Source organism: Peterkaempfera podocarpi (genome assembly GCF_042466665.1).
Taxonomy (GTDB): domain Bacteria; phylum Actinomycetota; class Actinomycetes; order Streptomycetales; family Streptomycetaceae; genus Peterkaempfera; species Peterkaempfera podocarpi.
The window spans coordinates 6,895,138-6,911,445 of the sequence record NZ_CP162102.1 but is presented as its reverse complement, the minus strand read 5'-3'; the positions used below and the strand labels follow the sequence as shown (position 1 = coordinate 6,911,445).

Annotated in this window: 17 protein-coding genes, 1 tRNA gene and 1 pseudogene; 7 read left to right on the top strand and 12 right to left on the bottom strand. The window is 72.5% G+C overall.

What is annotated here, in order from left to right; translation table 11 throughout:
- Positions 1–100 precede the first annotated feature (100 nt).
- The 5 genes and pseudogenes from AB0761_RS30445 to AB0761_RS30425 form a co-directional block, all read right to left on the bottom strand.
- Positions 101–1,024: a glycosyltransferase family 2 protein gene (locus AB0761_RS30445; RefSeq protein ID WP_377272353.1), complete on the bottom strand. Its 924-nt coding sequence runs from the start codon at positions 1,022–1,024 to the stop codon at positions 101–103.
- Positions 1,021–1,839 carry a CDP-alcohol phosphatidyltransferase family protein gene (locus AB0761_RS30440; RefSeq protein ID WP_377272352.1) on the bottom strand — a complete coding sequence of 273 codons (819 nt, stop codon included), beginning with the start codon at positions 1,837–1,839 and terminating at the stop codon, positions 1,021–1,023. Before AB0761_RS30440 ends, AB0761_RS30445 begins: the two co-directional genes overlap by 4 nt.
- The gene (locus AB0761_RS30435) at positions 1,817–2,878 is read right to left on the bottom strand and encodes an iron-containing alcohol dehydrogenase family protein (RefSeq protein ID WP_377272351.1); all 1,062 of its coding nucleotides are present in this window, start codon (positions 2,876–2,878) and stop codon (positions 1,817–1,819) included. The genes AB0761_RS30440 and AB0761_RS30435 overlap by 23 nt, the downstream gene beginning before the upstream one ends.
- Positions 2,866–3,622: pseudogene (locus AB0761_RS30430) on the bottom strand (sugar phosphate nucleotidyltransferase). The gene AB0761_RS30435 and the pseudogene AB0761_RS30430 overlap by 13 nt, the downstream one beginning before the upstream one ends.
- Entirely contained in the window at positions 3,619–5,637 is a 2,019-nt protein-coding gene (locus tag AB0761_RS30425) for a DUF5941 domain-containing protein (protein WP_377274403.1), read from the bottom strand. Before AB0761_RS30425 ends, AB0761_RS30430 begins: the two are co-directional and overlap by 4 nt.
- A gap of 560 nt (positions 5,638–6,197) precedes the next feature.
- On the opposite strand from AB0761_RS30425, the gene idi reads away from it, so the two are divergent.
- Positions 6,198–6,800 carry an isopentenyl-diphosphate Delta-isomerase gene (idi, locus tag AB0761_RS30420; RefSeq protein ID WP_377272350.1) on the top strand — a complete coding sequence of 201 codons (603 nt, stop codon included), beginning with the start codon at positions 6,198–6,200 and terminating at the stop codon, positions 6,798–6,800.
- A gap of 34 nt (positions 6,801–6,834) precedes the next feature.
- On the opposite strand, the gene AB0761_RS30415 is transcribed toward idi, so the two are convergent.
- Both AB0761_RS30415 and AB0761_RS30410 read right to left on the bottom strand, forming a co-directional pair.
- Positions 6,835–7,419: an ATP-binding protein gene (locus AB0761_RS30415; protein WP_377272349.1), complete on the bottom strand. Its 585-nt coding sequence runs from the start codon at positions 7,417–7,419 to the stop codon at positions 6,835–6,837.
- Positions 7,420–7,601: 182 nt separating this feature from the next.
- Positions 7,602–8,345: an HdeD family acid-resistance protein gene (locus AB0761_RS30410; RefSeq protein WP_377272347.1), complete on the bottom strand. Its 744-nt coding sequence runs from the start codon at positions 8,343–8,345 to the stop codon at positions 7,602–7,604.
- Between the two features lie 181 nt (positions 8,346–8,526).
- Between AB0761_RS30410 and AB0761_RS30405 the strand changes: the two genes are divergently transcribed.
- Positions 8,527–8,614 (top strand) — tRNA-Leu (locus tag AB0761_RS30405).
- A gap of 90 nt (positions 8,615–8,704) precedes the next feature.
- On the opposite strand, the gene AB0761_RS30400 is transcribed toward AB0761_RS30405, so the two are convergent.
- A complete protein-coding gene (locus tag AB0761_RS30400) occupies positions 8,705–9,370 on the bottom strand; it encodes a class I SAM-dependent methyltransferase (protein ID WP_377272346.1) in 666 nt (221 codons plus the stop codon).
- 277 nt (positions 9,371–9,647) lie between these two features.
- Positions 9,648–9,917 carry a transglycosylase SLT domain-containing protein gene (locus AB0761_RS30395; RefSeq protein ID WP_377268384.1) on the bottom strand — a complete coding sequence of 90 codons (270 nt, stop codon included), beginning with the start codon at positions 9,915–9,917 and terminating at the stop codon, positions 9,648–9,650.
- A 66-nt stretch (positions 9,918–9,983) separates the two neighbouring features.
- On the opposite strand from AB0761_RS30395, the gene AB0761_RS30390 reads away from it, so the two are divergent.
- Positions 9,984–10,328, top strand: a complete 345-nt coding sequence (locus AB0761_RS30390; protein ID WP_377272345.1) for a hypothetical protein — start codon at positions 9,984–9,986, stop codon at positions 10,326–10,328.
- A gap of 493 nt (positions 10,329–10,821) precedes the next feature.
- On the opposite strand, the gene AB0761_RS30385 is transcribed toward AB0761_RS30390, so the two are convergent.
- Positions 10,822–11,484, bottom strand: coding sequence for a TetR/AcrR family transcriptional regulator (locus AB0761_RS30385; RefSeq protein ID WP_377272344.1), 663 nt, complete (start codon positions 11,482–11,484; stop codon positions 10,822–10,824).
- 70 nt (positions 11,485–11,554) lie between these two features.
- Between AB0761_RS30385 and AB0761_RS30380 the strand changes: the two genes are divergently transcribed.
- Complete coding sequence (locus AB0761_RS30380; RefSeq protein WP_377272343.1) at positions 11,555–12,127, top strand: peroxiredoxin-like family protein; 573 nt, start codon at positions 11,555–11,557, stop codon at positions 12,125–12,127.
- Between the two features lie 98 nt (positions 12,128–12,225).
- Positions 12,226–12,624 (top strand): DUF2809 domain-containing protein, encoded by a 399-nt coding sequence (locus tag AB0761_RS30375; protein WP_377272342.1) that lies wholly within the window; start codon positions 12,226–12,228, stop codon positions 12,622–12,624.
- A 75-nt stretch (positions 12,625–12,699) separates the two neighbouring features.
- On the opposite strand, the gene AB0761_RS30370 is transcribed toward AB0761_RS30375, so the two are convergent.
- Positions 12,700–12,969, bottom strand: a complete 270-nt coding sequence (locus tag AB0761_RS30370; protein ID WP_377268384.1) for a transglycosylase SLT domain-containing protein — start codon at positions 12,967–12,969, stop codon at positions 12,700–12,702.
- Positions 12,970–13,034: 65 nt separating this feature from the next.
- Here AB0761_RS30370 and AB0761_RS30365 point away from each other — a divergent pair, with 65 nt between their 5' ends.
- Positions 13,035–13,400: a hypothetical protein gene (locus tag AB0761_RS30365; protein ID WP_377272341.1), complete on the top strand. Its 366-nt coding sequence runs from the start codon at positions 13,035–13,037 to the stop codon at positions 13,398–13,400.
- A 600-nt stretch (positions 13,401–14,000) separates the two neighbouring features.
- On the opposite strand, the gene AB0761_RS30360 is transcribed toward AB0761_RS30365, so the two are convergent.
- Positions 14,001–15,383, bottom strand: a complete 1,383-nt coding sequence (locus AB0761_RS30360) for a PLP-dependent aminotransferase family protein (protein WP_377272340.1) — start codon at positions 15,381–15,383, stop codon at positions 14,001–14,003.
- Between the two features lie 85 nt (positions 15,384–15,468).
- Here AB0761_RS30360 and AB0761_RS30355 point away from each other — a divergent pair, with 85 nt between their 5' ends.
- The gene (locus AB0761_RS30355; protein WP_377272339.1) at positions 15,469–16,299 is read left to right on the top strand and encodes an alpha/beta fold hydrolase; all 831 of its coding nucleotides are present in this window, start codon (positions 15,469–15,471) and stop codon (positions 16,297–16,299) included.
- The last annotated feature ends 9 nt before the right edge of the window (positions 16,300–16,308 follow it).

Genomic DNA, 16,308 nt, shown 5'->3' with positions numbered 1-16,308 from the left:
CGGCTTCCGTTCAACGGGCGCTCTCCTGCAATCGTGCCGTTGCTGCTGCAACGGGGATCTTCGCGGGCCGGGGTCCGCAGGTCAAATGAGGATCTCGTGATCAGATGACCGGGGGACGACCGAGCCTGGTCAGCCGCCACACAGTACGCCACCGCATGGGTCGCCGCAGCCCGCAGGGTGTCCGCCAGCCCTCACGGAATCCTCCCATCCACGCCCGGAGCGCAGCACGGGAGGGTCGGCGTACCAGGGTGAGCAGGATCCAGGTGCCGAGATAGGCGGGGACCAGCAGGGCGGGCAGGTTGCGGCGGGCCAGCCACACCCGGTTGCGGGCCACCATACGGTGGTACACCGCATGCCGGCTCGGCAGGGTCGCCGGGTGGTACAGGACGATGTCCGCGCGGTACTCGATGGACCAGCCGGCATCCAGTGCGCGCCAGGCCAGGTCGGTCTCCTCATGGGCGTAGAAGAACTCGCCCGGGAGCTGGCCGGCCTGCGTGAAGACGCTGCTGCGCACGGCCGAGGCACCACCGAGGAAGGTGGTGACCACCGAGGAGCGCAGCGGGTCGGAGGCACGCAGCCGCGGCACATGGCGGCGCTGGGTGGTGCCGGTCTCCGGATCGGCGATCCGGAAGGAGACGATGCCGAGCCCGGCGTCTGCGGTGAAGGCCTCGCGGAGCTTCTCGGCGGTGTCGTCGCCGGGCAGCAGCCCGTCGTCGTCCAGGAAGAGCACCGCGTCGACGTCGCAGCCGTCCTTGCCGAAGGCCTCGATACCGACGTTGCGGCCCGCCGGGATGCCGAGGTTCTCCTCCAGCTCGACGGTGCGGACGCCCTCCGGCAGCGTCGGCAGCGGGGCGCCGTTGCCGACCACCACCACCTCGACCGCGGGGCCGCGCTGCTTGGCGACCGACTCCAGCAGAGCGTTCAGCTCCACCGGCCGGTTGCCCATGGTCAGCACCACCGCGCCGAGTCTGAAGCCGTCCCGCCCCGCCTGCCCGCCGGAGGCCGCCGGCTCGGCCGCGCTCATCGCAGCCTGCTGGAGAGGACGATGCTGGCCAGGTGGAGCAGGGTCTGCACCAGGGCGATGGCGGCGAGCGCCACGACCGCGATCCTGGTGAAGAGCAGGTCGCCGTGGACCGCGTCGGCGATGCCGACCGCCAGCAGCACCAGCGAGGCCTCCACACCGCCCACCAGCCGGTGGAACTTCAGCGCGGCCGCGGCCTTGCGGGCCCTGGCGACACCCGAGGAGCGGGGCACCGAGGCCGCGTCCTGCACGGCGGCGAGGCCGCTGCGGATCCGGGCGACGTCCACCAGATCGGTCTCGGCCTTGATCAGGATGGCGCCCAGGGCGGCCACCGTGCCGAGGAACGCCCACTGCCACTGCGCGGCGGCGCCGTCGCGGTGGAACAGGTCCGCGGCCCGCAGGCCGGCGCCGGTGAGCAGCGCCGCCTCGGACAGGTAGTGGCCCACCCGGTCCAGGTAGACACCGGTGACCGAGGTCTGCCGGCGCCAGCGGGCCACCTCGCCGTCGATGCAGTCCAGCAGCAGGTAGACCTGGATGAGGACGGCGCCCAGGACGGCACCGGCGATCCCCGGGACGATCAGCGCGGCACCCGCGACGATGCCGGTGAGCATCATCAGATAGGTGAGGCTGTTGGGCGTCACCCGGGTGTTCACCAGCAGGCGGGTGAACCGCAGGGAGATCTGCCGCATGTAGATGCGGCCCGCCCAGTGCTCGCCGCTGCGGCGGTCGAGCAGGCCCTCGGGGTGGACTGCCGCGCGCAGCTCCTCGACGGAGGGGCGGTGCGTGCGGGTCGGCTCAGCTGTTGACGGCATGGACATAGTCGGAGTACGCGTCCCTGATGGCAGAAGTGTCGAGGTCGAGGTGCTCGAGGATGGTGAAGCGGCCGGGGCGGGTCTGCGGTGCGTAGTGGACCGCCGCGGTGAACTCCTCCTCGGAGAAGCCGATCTCCTCGGCGGTCACGGGCAGCCCGTGGCGCGCCAGGGTCTGGCCGATCAGGCCGGAGGCCTCCCGGTCGCCCCGCAGGAAGGTCGCGAAAGCGGCGCCGATGCCCACCTGCTCGCCGTGCTGGGCGGACCGCTTGGGGTACAGGATGTCCAGCGCATGCGAGATCTCGTGGCAGGCACCCGACGACGGCCGGGTGGAGCCGGCGATGTTCATCGAGATGCCGGAGAGCACCAGGGACTCGGCCAGCGCGGTGAGCAGCTCGGGGTCCTCCAGAGTGCCGGGGTGGCGCAGCAGCACCTCGCCCGCCGACCGGGCCATGGCGATGGCCAGGCCGTCGACCGGCTCTCCGGTGACCCGCTGCGAGAGCTCCCAGTCGGCGCAGGCCGAGATGTTGGAGATCGCGTCGCCGATGCCGGCCGCCACGAAGCGCTTGGGGGCGCTGTGGATGACGTCCAGGTCGACGATGATGCCGATCGGGTTGGGCACCCCGTAGGAGCCGCGGCCGGCGTCGTTGTCCAGCGTCGACACCGGCGAGCAGATGCCGTCGTGGGCCAGGTTGGTCGCCACCGCCACCATGGGCAGGCCGACCCGCGCCGCGGCGTACTTGGCGGCGTCGATCACCTTGCCGCCGCCCAGGCCGACCATGGCGTCGTAGTGGCCGGCCCGTACGGCGTCGGCGAGCAGCACCGCCGAGTCCAGGGTGCCGTCGGCGACCGAGTACCAGTCCGCGCCCGGCAGCTGCGGCTCCAGCCTGCCCCGCAGGGCGGCGCCGGACCCGCCGCTGACCGCCACGGCTATCCGGCCGGAGGTGGACAGTCGCTGGTCGGCGAGGACCGTGGCGAGGTCGTCCAGCGCTCCGGCGCGGATGTCGACGACGACCGGCGACGGGATCAGGCGGGTCAGTACCGGCACGCGATCTCCCGGGCCTTGGCCAGGTCGTCGTGGTTGTCGATCTCGACCCAGGAGACCTCGCCGATCGGCTGGACGTCGATCCGCTGACCGCGGTCGACCTCTCTCCTGGTAGCCGTCCTCGTAGTAGAGCTGCGGGTCGCGCTCGAAGGTGGCCTGCAGCGCGGAGGAGAGGTTGGCGGCGGCGGAGGGGTTGATCAGGGTGACGCCGATGTACTCACCGGTGGCCTGCGCCGGGTCCATCAGCTTGGTGATCCGCTGGACGCCCTTCTCGGCGTCCACGATGACCTTCATCTCCTCGTCCGCGAGGCGCTTGACGGTGTCCAGCGCCAGCAGGATGCCGGGCTGCTCACCGGCGGCGGTGAGCCGCTCGTTGGCCTCCAGCATGGTCTTCTCCACCGAGACCGGGTGGACGGTGTCGCCGTTGGCGAGCACCAGGCCCTCGCTGAAGAGGTCGCGGGCGCACCACAGGGAGTAGGCGTTGTTCCACTCCTCGGCCTTGTCGTTGTCGACCAGGGTGAGGGTGACGCCGTACTTCTTCTCCAGGGCGGCCTTGCGGTCGTACACGGCCTCCTTGCGGTAGCCGACGACGACGGCGACGTCCCGCAGACCGACCTCGGCGAAGTTGCCGAGAGTGAGGTCGAGGACGGTCGTCTCGCCGTCCACCGGCACCAGGGCCTTGGGCAGGGTGTCGGTGTACGGGCGCAGGCGGCGGCCGGCGCCGGCGGCCAGAACGAGGCCGATCATGCGGTGTCTCCTGTTTCGTCGTGGACTGCCGGCGCTTCGCCGCCGAAGACCCAGAAGCGGATGCTCTCGGCCAGGACGACCAGCGCCAGGGCGGCGGCCATGGCCGCCATGGTGACCTGCAGCGCGTGGGCTCCGGGGAGCCGGGCGCCTGCCGGTCCGTGCGGGCTGCCGCCGTAAGCGAGTGCGGCGGCGACGGTGAGCACCAGAACCCGGCCCTCGTGGCCGCCTGCTGCCCGCACCAGCCACCGCGGCGGTGCCCCGGTGCCACCGCGGATGCGGTACACCGTGTCGTAGTGATGGTAGGCGACGGCCGCGACCAGCCCGAAGGCGGCGGGCAGGGCCGGGCCGGAGAGCTGCGCGGCCAGGCCCAGCACGGTCAGGTACTCGGCGGCGCGGAACACCGGGGGCACCAGCCAGTCCAGGGGCCCGCGCAGCGAGCGGGCGACCGCCAGCGAGGAGGTCACCAGGTAGCCGGCGGCCGCGGCCACCGCCCACCAGGTGCCGGCGCCGCCCAGCAGCACACCTGCCAGCAGCAGCACCGCACCGGCGATGGCGATGGCGGGGGTCCCGTAGGCGGGCATCCGGCGTGCGAGCGGACGCAGCAGGCGTGCGCCGAGCTCTGCGAGCGGGCCCGAGTCGGCGAGCTCGGCCAGGGCGTCGGCGGCACGGTCGGTGCGGGCCCGCAGCCGGGTGACCGAGCGCAGCACCCGGCCCGCGGTGGTGTAGCAGGCCGCGAAGGCGCACCCGATCAGCAGCACGATCAGCGTGGTACGCGGGGTGGTGGCGGCGGTGAGCACCGCGATCAGGGCCCAGCGCTCGCCGATCGGCAGCACCACGATGCGGCGCGCCCACACCGTCCAGCCCACCCGGTCAAGCCGGTTGGAGAGCTGCGCGGTGGGGCTGGAGTTGCCGGCCGCATCATGGTTGGCCTCCATGAACGCGAAGTCCACGACATGGCGGCAGCTCTGCAGGATCATCGCGCCCAGCGCCAGCGCCCAGACGTCGTCGCCACCGACGGAGGCGCCCACGGCGAGGCCCGCGTAGTACGCGTACTCCTTGATCCGGTCGAAGGTGGCGTCCAGCCACGCACCGAGAGTGGAGTACTGCAGTGAGTAGCGGGCCAGCTGGCCGTCGGTGCAGTCCAGCACGAAGGAGGCGATCAGCAGCACACCGGCCGCCACGAACCCGGGCCTGGTGCCGGTGGCTGCGCTCGCGGCGGCGAGCAGCGCCACCAGCAGCGACCCGGTGGTGACCTGATTGGGCGTCAGGCCGCGACGGGCGCACCAGCGGGCCAGATAGCGGGAGTAGGGGCTGATGCAGAAGGTGGTGAAGAAGCCGTCACGGGACTTCACCGCGCGCCTCAGCCGCACCGCTTCCTCGTCGACGGCGTCGGTGCGCCGGGCCGCATGGCCGCGGTCGGCGTCGTCGGCGGGGACGGCGGCGACCAGCTCGCCCAGCTCCGGGCGGTACACCTCGGTGCCGGCCGCCTCCAGGGCGGCCGCCAGGGTGTCGGGCAGCACCGCCACCGCGACCCGGTCGGCCGCGGCGCTGTCCACCATCACGGTGCGGCCCTGGTCGGCTGCGGCGGTGTCGAACTGGACCGTCACGGCGCCCGGGTCCGTCCCCGGCTCAGGGACGGACGGCAGCACCAGCGTCGCGCCGCCTCCCGCGGGAGCGGTGCTCGCGGCCAGCCGCTGTGCGGCGCCGGTGAGCGCGGCGCGGGCCTCGGGCCCTTCGGCGGTCAGCGCGCCGGGCACGGCGGCGGCGGAGAAGCGGGGGTCGGTCAGGCCGAGCCGCAGCGCATGCCGGTGGCCGACGAAACGCCGGTCCACCACGGCGACCCGCTCGCCTGCCGGAGCCTCGGCCAGCAGCCGGGCCAGCTCGGCGGGTCCGGCGGCGTCCAGGACATGGCGGTAGCCGAGCGCGGCGAGGTCCGCGGGGAGCGCCTGCCGCGCCCCGCCGTCCGGCTCTGCGATGCCGCCCGGGTCAGGGCCGGTCAGGATGGCGGTGGACAGCGGAACTCACTCCCTGGAGGTGCGGGGCAGCCGCCCGCCCGAACGGTCGCAGGCAGGGCGTGGGCCGCTGCACGGCCCGGTGGATGGTGCGTCGGCAGAGGCTATCGGATGAAGAGCAGGGAAACAGAGGGGGAGTCCTCCGGGTCCGAGCGGTGCCGAAACACCCGTGTCGATCATCTTTGCCGACTGCGGGGGCTGCGGACAAGCCATCGCACGGGCCCTCTCGGCGGCTGTCCACCGGCGGCCGATCAGGCGTCTTTCCCTCCGGCCGCGGCTGCGGCGGCCGCAGCCGCCCCGCACGGCCGGGCCGCGGGACACCGTGGTGCCCCCGGGGGCGGCCGGGGCGGGCGGCGGCCCGTGGGGGCGGCCGGGGTGCAGGGGTGCCGATGCGTGCGTCGGGCGAACCACGGCTGCCCCGTACGGCAGACTGGGGCATCGGCGCCACACCCGTACTGCCCCGGTGGCAGCAGGTGGGGCGCCGAGCCGAACCGCCGGACCGGGCGGGTGGGTCCGCGCACACGGCGCGGGCGGCGACCGGTCCTCGCGCCGAAAGGGGCCATATGCCGACCAGCGGAACCACCAGCCCAGCCACCGTCAACGGTGCACCGGGCGATGCCCTTGCCGCGCCGGAGATCCTGCTTGAGCTCGTGGACGACCAGGGCCGCACCATCGGCACCGCGGAGAAGCTCGCCGCCCACCAGGAGCCCGGCCGGCTGCACCGGGCCTTCTCGGTCTTCCTCTTCGACGCCGAGGGGCGGCTGCTGCTCCAGCGCCGGGCGCTCGGCAAGTACCACTCCCCCGGTGTCTGGTCCAACACCTGCTGCGGCCACCCCTACCCGGGCGAGCAGCCGTTCGTGGCCGCCGCCCGCCGTACCGCGGAGGAGCTGGGGGTCGCCCCCGCGCTGCTGCGGGAGGCCGGAACGGTCCGCTACGACCTCCCCGATGCCGCCTCCGGGCTGATCGAGCGGGAGTGGAACCACCTCTTTGTGGGGCTGGTCACCGCTTCCCTGCGCCCCGACCCGGCGGAGGTGGAGGACACCGCCTTCGTCACGCCCGAGGAGCTGGCAGCGCTGCGCGCCGAGCGGCCGTTCTCGGTCTGGTTCGAGACCGTGCTCCAGGGAGCGCTGCCGGCGATCCGGGAGATCACCGACCTGGGCTGGTGAGCCCGTGGGGCGGCTGGGGCGGGCCGCCCCCGGCTCAGCCGCCGTACGGCGCCGGACGGCCCTGCAGCGGCCGCTCCGGCGCCCCGGCCGACCTCGGGAAAACCTGGTACGGGGAGGCAGGGGCGGGCAGCGCCGGTGCCACCGGGGCGACCGGGATGGGCAGCGAGGCCCACACCACCTTGCCGCCGTTGACGGTGCGGTCCACGTCGCAGGCCCCTCCGGCCTCCAGCGCGATCGCCTTGACCAGCAGCAGCCCGCGCCCACCGGTGCGGCCGTGGTCGTTGTGCAGCGCCTTGGGACGGTACGGGTGGCTGTCCTCCACCGACACCCGCACCCAGCCGCCGCCGATCACCACCTCCACCACTATCTGCGGGGAGAGCACCGCCGCATGCTTCACGGCGTTGGTGACCAGCTCCGAGACGATCAGCAGCAGCCCCTGGAGCAGGTCCTCATAGAGCGGCCGCCCGGCCAGCCCCTGAGCGGTGAGCAGATCGCGGACCGCATGCCGCGCCTGCGGGACCGAGGACTCCTGGGAGGGGGCGGCGAACCGCCAGACCCCCTCCACCGGGCCGGGCCCGGTGCCACCGGGGGCGATCGGCGCGCCCCCGCTGATCTGCATCACATCAAGCCGCCCTTCACACACCTCGGGCACCAGGTGGCCCTCGTTTTCCGAGGCTAGAGCGCAGCCGCAGCCCACGGGTGGCTGACCGTAACTCGGCAGATCAGGACTCTTTGAGTCGATAATTGATCGAACTCAGGTCAGTTCACATCACTCCATGATTGGGTCGCCGATCGATCCGTTCAGATGCCCATCGGCGGGGTCGGCGGGGTCGGCGGACGGTCGGAGGGCCCGGACTGACCGGGGCGCGTCGCCCCGGCTCCGCCGCCGTGCGACTCCCGCTCCCGGATCCCGGCCTTCCTGGCGTCCTCACGGCCGGCCAGGTACGAGTCGACCTCGTCCCGCCGCCGCTCCTCGTCGACCTGGGCGAGCACCCGCCGTCCGCTCAGTCCTGTACTGAGCAGGCCGAGCCCGTCGAACAGCAGGGCCAGCGAGAAGAACAGCCCCAGGGTGTAGAGGGAACTGGTCGGCCACGAGGCCAGCACCAGCGCGCCCAGCAGCAGGTCGAGCACCCCGAGGAAGACCGTCCACCCCAGTTGGGGTCCGCGCACGGCCAGCCCGCCGACCACCCGGAAGACACCTGCCGTGAGGAAGAGCAGTGCCGCGAACAGGGTCAGCGCCACCGCGGCCACCCTCGGATGGAGCACCATCACCAGGCCTGCCGCCAGGTTCACGGCCGCGACCGCGGCACCCAGCCAGAAGAAGTTGTCCTTGCGCGACTGCACCGCATGCACCAGGCCGACCACGCCGCCGATCAGCAGCAGGCAGCCGAAGAGCAGCACGGTGGTGATGGTGGCCACCCCGGTGTAGATCAGACCCACGATTCCGGCGATCACCAGCAGCGCACCCAGCGCGACCAGCACCCCGTAACTCCGCTGCACCCGGGCCTCGGGGGTGACCCGGTCCTTGTCCTGTTTTCTCCGCACTGCGACCTCCACGGCCTGTCGGGCGACCTGTCCGAACTGGTGCACCCATACCCGCAAAGGGATCATCCATCCCGTTTCGCCCTATCCCTACGGCGGAAACGCAGGTGAGCGGCACCCTGGAGGCCTGGTATTCTTTCCATGTCGCCACGGGGAACACCATGGGAACCGCGGCACACACCCTGTCCGGGTGGCGGAATGGCAGACGCGCTAGCTTGAGGTGCTAGTGCCCTTTATCGGGCGTGGGGGTTCAAGTCCCCCCTCGGACACCATGCACATCAGGCCGGTCGAAGCGGAGTTCCGCTTCGACCGGCCTGATTGCTGTGCCCGGCCGCAGCCGGGCACAGCTCGCCCGCCGTGGCTCAGCGCATGCTCTGGGTCACCCGCCACAGACGACGGGGCAGCTCCCCCTCCTCGAAGGGTTGGACCTCCTCCAGCGTCCAGCCCTCGGCCAGCTCGTCCACCAGCCGCCGGGGGAAGAAGTGCACGGCGAACCCTCCGTGCTCATGGATGTCGTCGCCGTGGGCGATCCCGGAGCCGTGGTGCGCATCGCCGGTGTGCCGGACGGTGTAGACGAGGACCCCGCCCGGACGCAGGACCCGCCGCACCTCTGCCACCAGGCCGTGGATCTCCTGCGTGGACAGCGCCATGCACAGCAGCATGTGCGCGAAGACGGCATCCACCGAGGCATCCGGGAGCGGCACCGGCTCCCGCACGTCGTGCACCGTCGTGGTGACCCGCTGAGACAGGCCCTGCTGCCCGGCGGTGTCCCGCAGCTGCTCGAGTCCTGTGGCGCTGAAGTCGAGGGCATGGACGGCGAAGCCCTCGCGGGCGAAGAACAGCGCGTCGCGGCCGTGCCCCGCCCCGAGCTCCAGCACGTCCTTCGCACCGGCGGCGCGGAACACCCCAGCGGCGTGCCGGGCCGGGGCGGAAGGCTGCTCGCCGTACATGCCCGGATGGTCGGTGTAGGTGTCCTGCCAGTGGCGGCGCTGGACATCGGCGAGTTCTGGTCCGCTGTGGGACGTCATATGTCCTGGGTCCCTTCGTCCGCCGGCCGTCTCCGGCGCGTTCGGTGACCGCTGATACCGGCAGCACCGGCGCGGGCCCCCTCGGGCGGAACCGGGCCGGGCTTCACTCAAGGGTGCCAGATCGGGCTTCCCGCGCTTCCGGGTCATCCGGGTCGCCCCGCCGCACTCAGCTGTCGAGGGCGGCCGGGCCTCTGGTGCCGGTTCGGACGCGGGAAGGCCCCCGGGGTGTCCCGGGGGCCTTGCCGTCTGCTGGGGTGCTGGGGTGCTGGGGTGTGGCTCAGTACCAGTGGTGGGTCTGCCAGAACGCCCAGGCGGCGTTCGGGCTGCCGTAGCGGTCGTTCATGTAGTTCAGCGTCCACTGCACCTGGGTGGCCGGGTTGCTCTTCCAGTCCCCGCCCACCGAGGCCATCTTGGCCCCCGGCAGCGCCTGACCCAGCCCATACGCACCCGACGACGCATTCACCGCGTGCGGGTTCCAACCGCTCTCATGGCTGACGATCGCATCGAACGCGGCCCACTGCCCCGCCGGAACCATCGACTGCGCCATCCCCCGCACCCCACCAGCCGTCACCGGCGACGCCACCGCAGCCAACGCCGCCCGACCCCCATGACCATGACCAGCGTGCGCAGCGTGACCAGCGTGCGCGTGACCGGCGTGCGCGTGACCGGCGTGCGCGTGAGTGGCCCGCCCGACGTGGGTGGCACGACCCACATGCGCGGCATGAGCGGCATGAGCGGTGTGGGCGGTGTGGGCGGTGGCGGTGCGGCCCAGGTGGTTCAGGTGGTGCAGGTGCAGCTGGTGCGCGCTCATCCGAGCCGACGTGTGCGTCGCCGCCGACGCGGCCGGAGCAGCCACCGCGGCCAACGACGCCGTACCGGCAGCCGCAGCCAGCACAGCAGTGACAGAACGCAGACGGGGCATGGCAATGCGCTTCAAGAAGTGACCTCAATCGGTTGACTGGACGACCCACCCGCACCACGGCGAGAACCGGCCGCCCGGGGCACCCGCTATCGGTTGGTGCCGCAGGAGACGTCCCGGACCCCGCACTGCGGAACCCACCGACGCCGTCGGACTCGTCCCACCATGAACCACCCACCCAAAGCCCCGCAAACACCCCACCTACTACCCACCCCCGTACCCCACACCACCCCCAACCCCCACCCCCACCACCCCCCACCAGCACCCACACCACCACCCCCACCCGAACCCCCACACCCCTCCCCACCAGCACCCCAACCCCCACACCCCCTAAACACCCAAATGCCCGAAATCGGATGTTTAGCCCCCACCCCACACCCCTACTACCCCACCCCGTACACCACCCCACCCCTGTGACCCTCTTCACTCGCACACCCCCGGACCATGTGACCCGGACCACCCGGAGCCACCCCGCGGAAAGCCCTCACCGCACACCGGGGACACCCCGGCCAGGGCGGACAGGAGCTCCTCCTCAGCGGTCCGGAAGACCGTCCGGAGGCAAGCCGGCACCATCGGCGAGCATCTCCGCCATGCCCCGCAGCAGCATGTCGAGCCCCCCGGAGAACTCCTGGTCGGCTCCGATGCGCCGGGCACGCTGCGCGGTGGCGGACAGCTGGGGGAACCGGTCGGGCGGCAGCGCAGAGATGGCGACCGTGCCGGGGGCCGACAGCGAGCCGAGATGCTCCAGCTGGACCGCGCCGATGACATAGCCGAGCAGACCCCGCAGCGCGATGACCTGCTGCCCGCCCCGCAGGCCGGCGTCGGCGAGGATCGTGAGCACCACCTCGGACCAGCGGAGCACTGCGGGAGACCGGTGCCGGTGGGTCAGCGTCAGCGGGACGATCTCGGGGTGGGCGCCCACGCTGTCCCGCAGACGCCCGACCATGATCTCGACCCGCCCTCGCCAGGGGACCTCCGGGCCCGGCGGCTCGGTGTCCACCTCGCCGAGGACGAGCTCAACGACCAGCTGTTCCAACTGGTCACGGTCGTCGACATACCGATAGAGCGCCATGGTGCTCATACCGAGCTCCTTGGCGACCGCACGCATCGACAGCCCCGCGAGACCGTCGCGGTCGATGACGGCGAGGGCGGCCGAGGCGAGCTGGGCGTGGGTGAGTGAACGTGGGCGCGGCATGGCAGTTGACAGCGTATGGCATACGCCTACGCTGATGAGCGTACGGTGTACTCCTACGAAGGGACATCCGATGCGCCCTGGCTCCGTCGTGACCGCCCGCGAGCTCACCCCGGTCGGCGGGCCCCCGATCGCCGTCCCCGATCCGGACCGGCTGATCCATCTGCAGTTCCGGCGCTTCGCCGGATGCCCGGTGTGCAATCTGCATCTTCGATCGGTGGTGCGGCGGCACACGGAGATCGAAGCCGCCGGCATCCGCGAGGTCGTCGTCTTCCACTCCTCTGCCGAGGAACTTCTGGAGCACGTGGCGGATCTGCCGTTCGCCGTGGTCGCCGACCCCGGCAAGCAGCTCTACAAGGAGTTCGGAGTGGAGTCCGCGCTCCGCTCGACGCTGAGTCCCCGCGCCTGGTGGCCGATCGTCCGAGCCGTGGCGAGCGGCATCTACCGGGTGGCCCGCAGGCGGGAGCCCCTGCCCTCTGCCAAGCCGAACGGCGGGCGGCTGGGCCTGCCCGGTGACTTCCTCATCGCAGGCGACGGCCGGGTGATCGCGTGCAAGTACGGCGAACACGCCTATGACCAGTGGTCTGTGGACGAGTTGCTGGCCCTGGTGCCCGGCGCGGCCCGGGGAGCTGCCACGGTCCGCTGAGCCCCGCGAACCCTTCCCCGAGGCGGCGGAGGGCCGGGCGACCCCACATGTCCGGGCACCCGGGCTGTCTATAGGGTGGCCGCCGACGGGGGTGACGGATGAGGCCGAGGGCGACGGCAGCCGCAGCGGCGGTGCTGACCGTGGCGGCAGGGCTGGGGGTGCGGGCTGTCGCGGGCGGCGAGGTCGCCAAGTACGCGGGGGATGCGCTCTACACGGTGCTGGTCTATGCACTGGTGATGCTGAACGCCCCCAGGACACGGCCGACGGCCGCAGCCGCGGTGGCACTGGGGATCAGCTGGGCGGTGGAGTTTCTGCAGATCAGCAGCGTGCCGGCCGAGCTCTCGGCGCGGAGTCGGGTCGCACGGCTGGTACTGGGCTCCACCTTCAATCCGCCCGATCTGGTCTGGTACGCGGCGGGCGCGGCGCTCGCCCTGCTCGCCCATCTCACGCTGCGCCGCGGCGCGACGGCGCTGCGACCGGGCCGCACACACCTCTGACACCGCAGGCGGGACAGTGGATGGGAACGCCAAGGGCCCCGGGTGATCCCGGGGCCCTTGGGGTTGTGCTGCGGCTCAGTACCAGTGGTGGGTCTGCCAGAACGCCCAGGCGGCGTTCGGGCTGCCGTAGCGGTCGTTCATGTAGTTCAGCGTCCACTGCACCTGGGTGGCCGGGTTGCTCTTCCAGTCCCCGCCCACCGAGGCCATCTTGGCCCCCGGCAGCGCCTGACCCAGCCCATACGCACCCGACGACGCATTCACCGCGTGCGGGTTCCAACCGCTCTCATGGCTGACGATCGCATCGAACGCGGCCCACTGCCCCGCCGGAACCATCGACTGCGCCATCCCCCGCACCCACCAGCCGTCACCGGCGACGCCACCGCAGCCAACGCCGCCCGACCCCCACGACCATGACCAGCGTGCGCAGCGTGACCGACATGACCCGCGTGCGCGGCATGACCGGCGTGCGCGTGACCGGCGTGCGCGTGAGTGGCCCGCCCGACGTGGGTGGCACGACCCACATGCGCGGCATGCGCGGCATGCGCGGCATGAGCGGTGTGGGCGGTGTGGGCGGTGCCGGTGCGGCCCAGGTGGTTCAGGTGGTGCAGGTGCAGCTGGTGCGCGCTCATCCGAGCCGGCGTGTGCGTCGCCGCCGACGCGGCCGGAGCAGCCACCGCGGCCAACGACGCCGTACCGGCAGCCGCAGCCAGCACAGCAGTGACAGAACGCAGACGGGGCATGGCAATGCGCTTCAAGAAGTGACCTCAATCGGTTGACTGGACGACCCACCCGCACCACGGCGAGAACCGGCCGCCCGGGGCACCCGCTATCGGTTGGTGCCGCAGGAGACGTCCCGGACCCCGCACTGCGGAACCCACCAACGCCGTCGGACTCGTCCCACCATGAACCACCCACCCAAAGCCCCGCAAACACCCCACCTACTACCCACCCCCGTACCCCACACCACCCCCAACCCCCACCCCCACCACCCCCCACCCCCACCCCCACCACCCCCCACCACCCCCCACCAGCACCCACACCACCACCCCCACCCGAACCCCCACACCCCTCCCCACCAGCACCCCAACCCCCACACCCCCTAAACACCCAAATGCCCGAAATCGGATGTTTAGCCCCCACCCCACACCCCTACTACCCCACCCCGTACACCACCCCACCCCTGTGACCCTCTTCACTCGCAGACCCGAGGCGGGGTTGCTCTCCGTCCGGTGAACACACGCCAGGTGACGGCAGAGCGCCCGGAGGGCGGGTGCGGACCCGACCCGCTCCGCCCGTCGGGGCGCGGCCGTGGAGCAGTCGGGGGCGGACGGTCACACACCACGGCCACCCGCCGGGCATCGGCCCGGCAGGCCCGCTCAGTCCGGCACGCTGTCCTCGGGGGACCCGGCAGCGATGGCGGCCAGGGTGTCCAGGGCACCGGCCAGGATCTCGCGGGACGGGGACGCCAGGCCGAGGCGTACCGCGTTGGGTGCCTGACCCGCGCCGACGACAAAGGCCGCACCCGGGGTGACCGCGATGGAGCGGCGGGCGGCCGCAGCGACGAAGGTCTCGGCGCGCCAGGGCTCGGGCAGCTCCCACCAGATCGAGCAGGCCTGGGGATCGGCCCGCACGGTGAATCCGGCGAGGCTGCGGTCGGCGATCTTCCGGCGGGCGGCGACCTCCTCGCGCTTGGCAAGGACGAGGGTCTCGGCGGTGCCGTCGGTCAGCCAGCGGGTCGCCGCGTCCAGGGCGAAGCGGGCGGCCGGCCAGGCACCCGAGCGCAGCGCGGCGGCCAGCGGGGCGATACGGGCTTCGGGGGCCACGGCGAAGCCGACGGTGAGGCCTGGTGCCAGCCGTTTGGTGAGGCTGTCGATCAGGATGGTGCGCTCGGGGGCCAGGGCGGCCAACGGCGGCGGGGCGTCCCGGTGCAGAAAGGCCCAGACGCTGTCCTCGATGGCATACAGGTCCGCCTGCCGCAGCACGGCCGCGAATTCGGCCCGCCGCTGCGGCCCCATGGTGGTCCCGAACGGATTGTGCAGGGTGGGTTGCAGATAGACGGCCCGCAGCGGGGTGCTGCGGTGCGTCGCAGCGAGCGCATCGGGACGCATGCCGCCCTCGTCCGTCTCCACGGGGACCGGAACGACGCCGAGGCGGGCCGCGATGGCCTTGACCACGGGGTAGGTGAGAGCCTCGACTCCCAGCCGGCCGCCGGGCGGTACCTGTGCGGCGATGGCGGCGGCGATGGCGGAGCGGCCGCTGCCGGCGAACAGGATGTGCGCGGGGTCCGGCGCCCAGTCGTCCCGGGTCAGCATGGCGGCCACCGCACTGCGGGCCGCCGCGGTGCCGGACGCCCCGACCGGGCGCAGCGCCTGCTCCAGGGCGTCCGGGCGCAGCAGCCGGCCGAGGCCCTCGGCGAGCAGGGCGGTCTGTTCCGGGACGTGGGGGTGGTTGAGCTCCAGGTCGATCCGGGCGGCGGCGGGCTCGGCGAGGGCGGGTCCGCAGGCCGGGGCGGCCGCCCTGACGAAGGTGCCCCGGCCGACCTCTCCGACGACCAGTCCGCGGCTGGTCAGTTCCCGGTAGACCCGGCCGGCGGTGGAGACCGCGATGCCGCGGCTGCGGGCGAAGGTCCGCTGCGGGGGCAGCCGGTCGCCGGGACGCAGCCGCCCGGCGGCGATCTCGGCCGCCAGGTCGTCCGCGATGGCGCGGTAGTCCTCCGTCGGTCCTCCTGGGCATTGATTTCCACATTGCACCGAGGTCAATGATCTTATTGCACCGAGTATTGCTCCGGCCATAGCCTCTGGACAGCGCCGCTCCGGCGGCGACGGGACGGGGAGGGATGCATCCATGGGCAGTCTGACAACGCGTGGGATCACCATCGGCTACGACGACCAGGGCGCCGGTGAGCCGCTGCTGCTGGTCCACGGCCACCCCTTCGACCGCTCGATGTGGGCGCCCCAGCTCGCCGCCCTCCCCGCGCTGGGCGTGCGGGTGATCGCACCGGATCTGCGCGGCTACGGGGAGAGCTCGGTGGTGCCCGGCCGCACCCTGCTGGAGGTCTTCGCCCGCGATCTGGCCGCACTGCTGGACCACCTGGGCCTGCCGCAGGTGCTCCTGGGAGGACTGTCCATGGGCGGCCAGATCGCCATGGAGTTCTGCCGGCTCTTCCCCGATCGCGTACGGGGGCTGGTGCTCGCCGACACCTTCCCCCAGGCGGAGACCGAGGCCGGCCGCACAGGGCGCAACGCCATGGCCGACCGGTTGCTGGCCGAGGGCATGGCGGGCTATGCGGACGAGGTGCTGGACCGGATGATCGCCCCCTACAACGTCCGGGCGCTGCCGAAGGTGGCCGCTCAGGTGCGGGCCATGATGGCGGGTGCACCGGCCGAGGGGGCGGCGGCCGCACTCCGGGGCCGCGCGGAACGGCCGGACTACCGGGACCTGCTGGCAAAGGTCGACGTACCGACGCTGGTACTGGTGGGGCGGGACGACTCGTACACCCCCGTCGCCGACGCCGAGGCGATGCACCGGCTGGTACCCGGCTCGGAGCTGGCGGTCGTCGAAGGAGCGGGCCATCTGCCGAACCTGGAGCAGCCGGCGGAGTTCAACCGCGCCCTGGAGTCCTTTCTCACCGGCCGGGGGCTGCTGGACGGACATCGGGCAGGCGGCACCGCGTAGGCCCGCGAG

Bases quoted from the DNA above. Each gene is read 5' to 3' on its own strand.
- AB0761_RS30395 (WP_377268384.1), bottom strand. From the start codon at position 9,917: ATGGCGCAGTCGATGGTTCCGGCGGGGCAGTGGGCCGCGTTCGATGCG.
- AB0761_RS30390 (WP_377272345.1), top strand. From the start codon at position 9,984: ATGACCAGCGTGCGCAGCGTGACCAGCGTGCGCGTGACCGGCGTGCGC.
- AB0761_RS30385 (WP_377272344.1), bottom strand. From the start codon at position 11,484: ATGCCGCGCCCACGTTCACTCACCCACGCCCAGCTCGCCTCGGCCGCC.
- AB0761_RS30375 (WP_377272342.1), top strand. From the start codon at position 12,226: ATGAGGCCGAGGGCGACGGCAGCCGCAGCGGCGGTGCTGACCGTGGCG.
- AB0761_RS30365 (WP_377272341.1), top strand. From the start codon at position 13,035: ATGACCAGCGTGCGCAGCGTGACCGACATGACCCGCGTGCGCGGCATG.
- idi (WP_377272350.1), top strand. From the start codon at position 6,198: ATGCCGACCAGCGGAACCACCAGCCCAGCCACCGTCAACGGTGCACCG.
- AB0761_RS30380 (WP_377272343.1), top strand. From the start codon at position 11,555: ATGCGCCCTGGCTCCGTCGTGACCGCCCGCGAGCTCACCCCGGTCGGC.
- AB0761_RS30445 (WP_377272353.1), bottom strand. From the start codon at position 1,024: ATGAGCGCGGCCGAGCCGGCGGCCTCCGGCGGGCAGGCGGGGCGGGAC.
- AB0761_RS30440 (WP_377272352.1), bottom strand. From the start codon at position 1,839: ATGTCCATGCCGTCAACAGCTGAGCCGACCCGCACGCACCGCCCCTCC.
- AB0761_RS30355 (WP_377272339.1), top strand. From the start codon at position 15,469: ATGGGCAGTCTGACAACGCGTGGGATCACCATCGGCTACGACGACCAG.
- AB0761_RS30400 (WP_377272346.1), bottom strand. From the start codon at position 9,370: ATGACGTCCCACAGCGGACCAGAACTCGCCGATGTCCAGCGCCGCCAC.
- AB0761_RS30415 (WP_377272349.1), bottom strand. From the start codon at position 7,419: ATGCAGATCAGCGGGGGCGCGCCGATCGCCCCCGGTGGCACCGGGCCC.
- AB0761_RS30370 (WP_377268384.1), bottom strand. From the start codon at position 12,969: ATGGCGCAGTCGATGGTTCCGGCGGGGCAGTGGGCCGCGTTCGATGCG.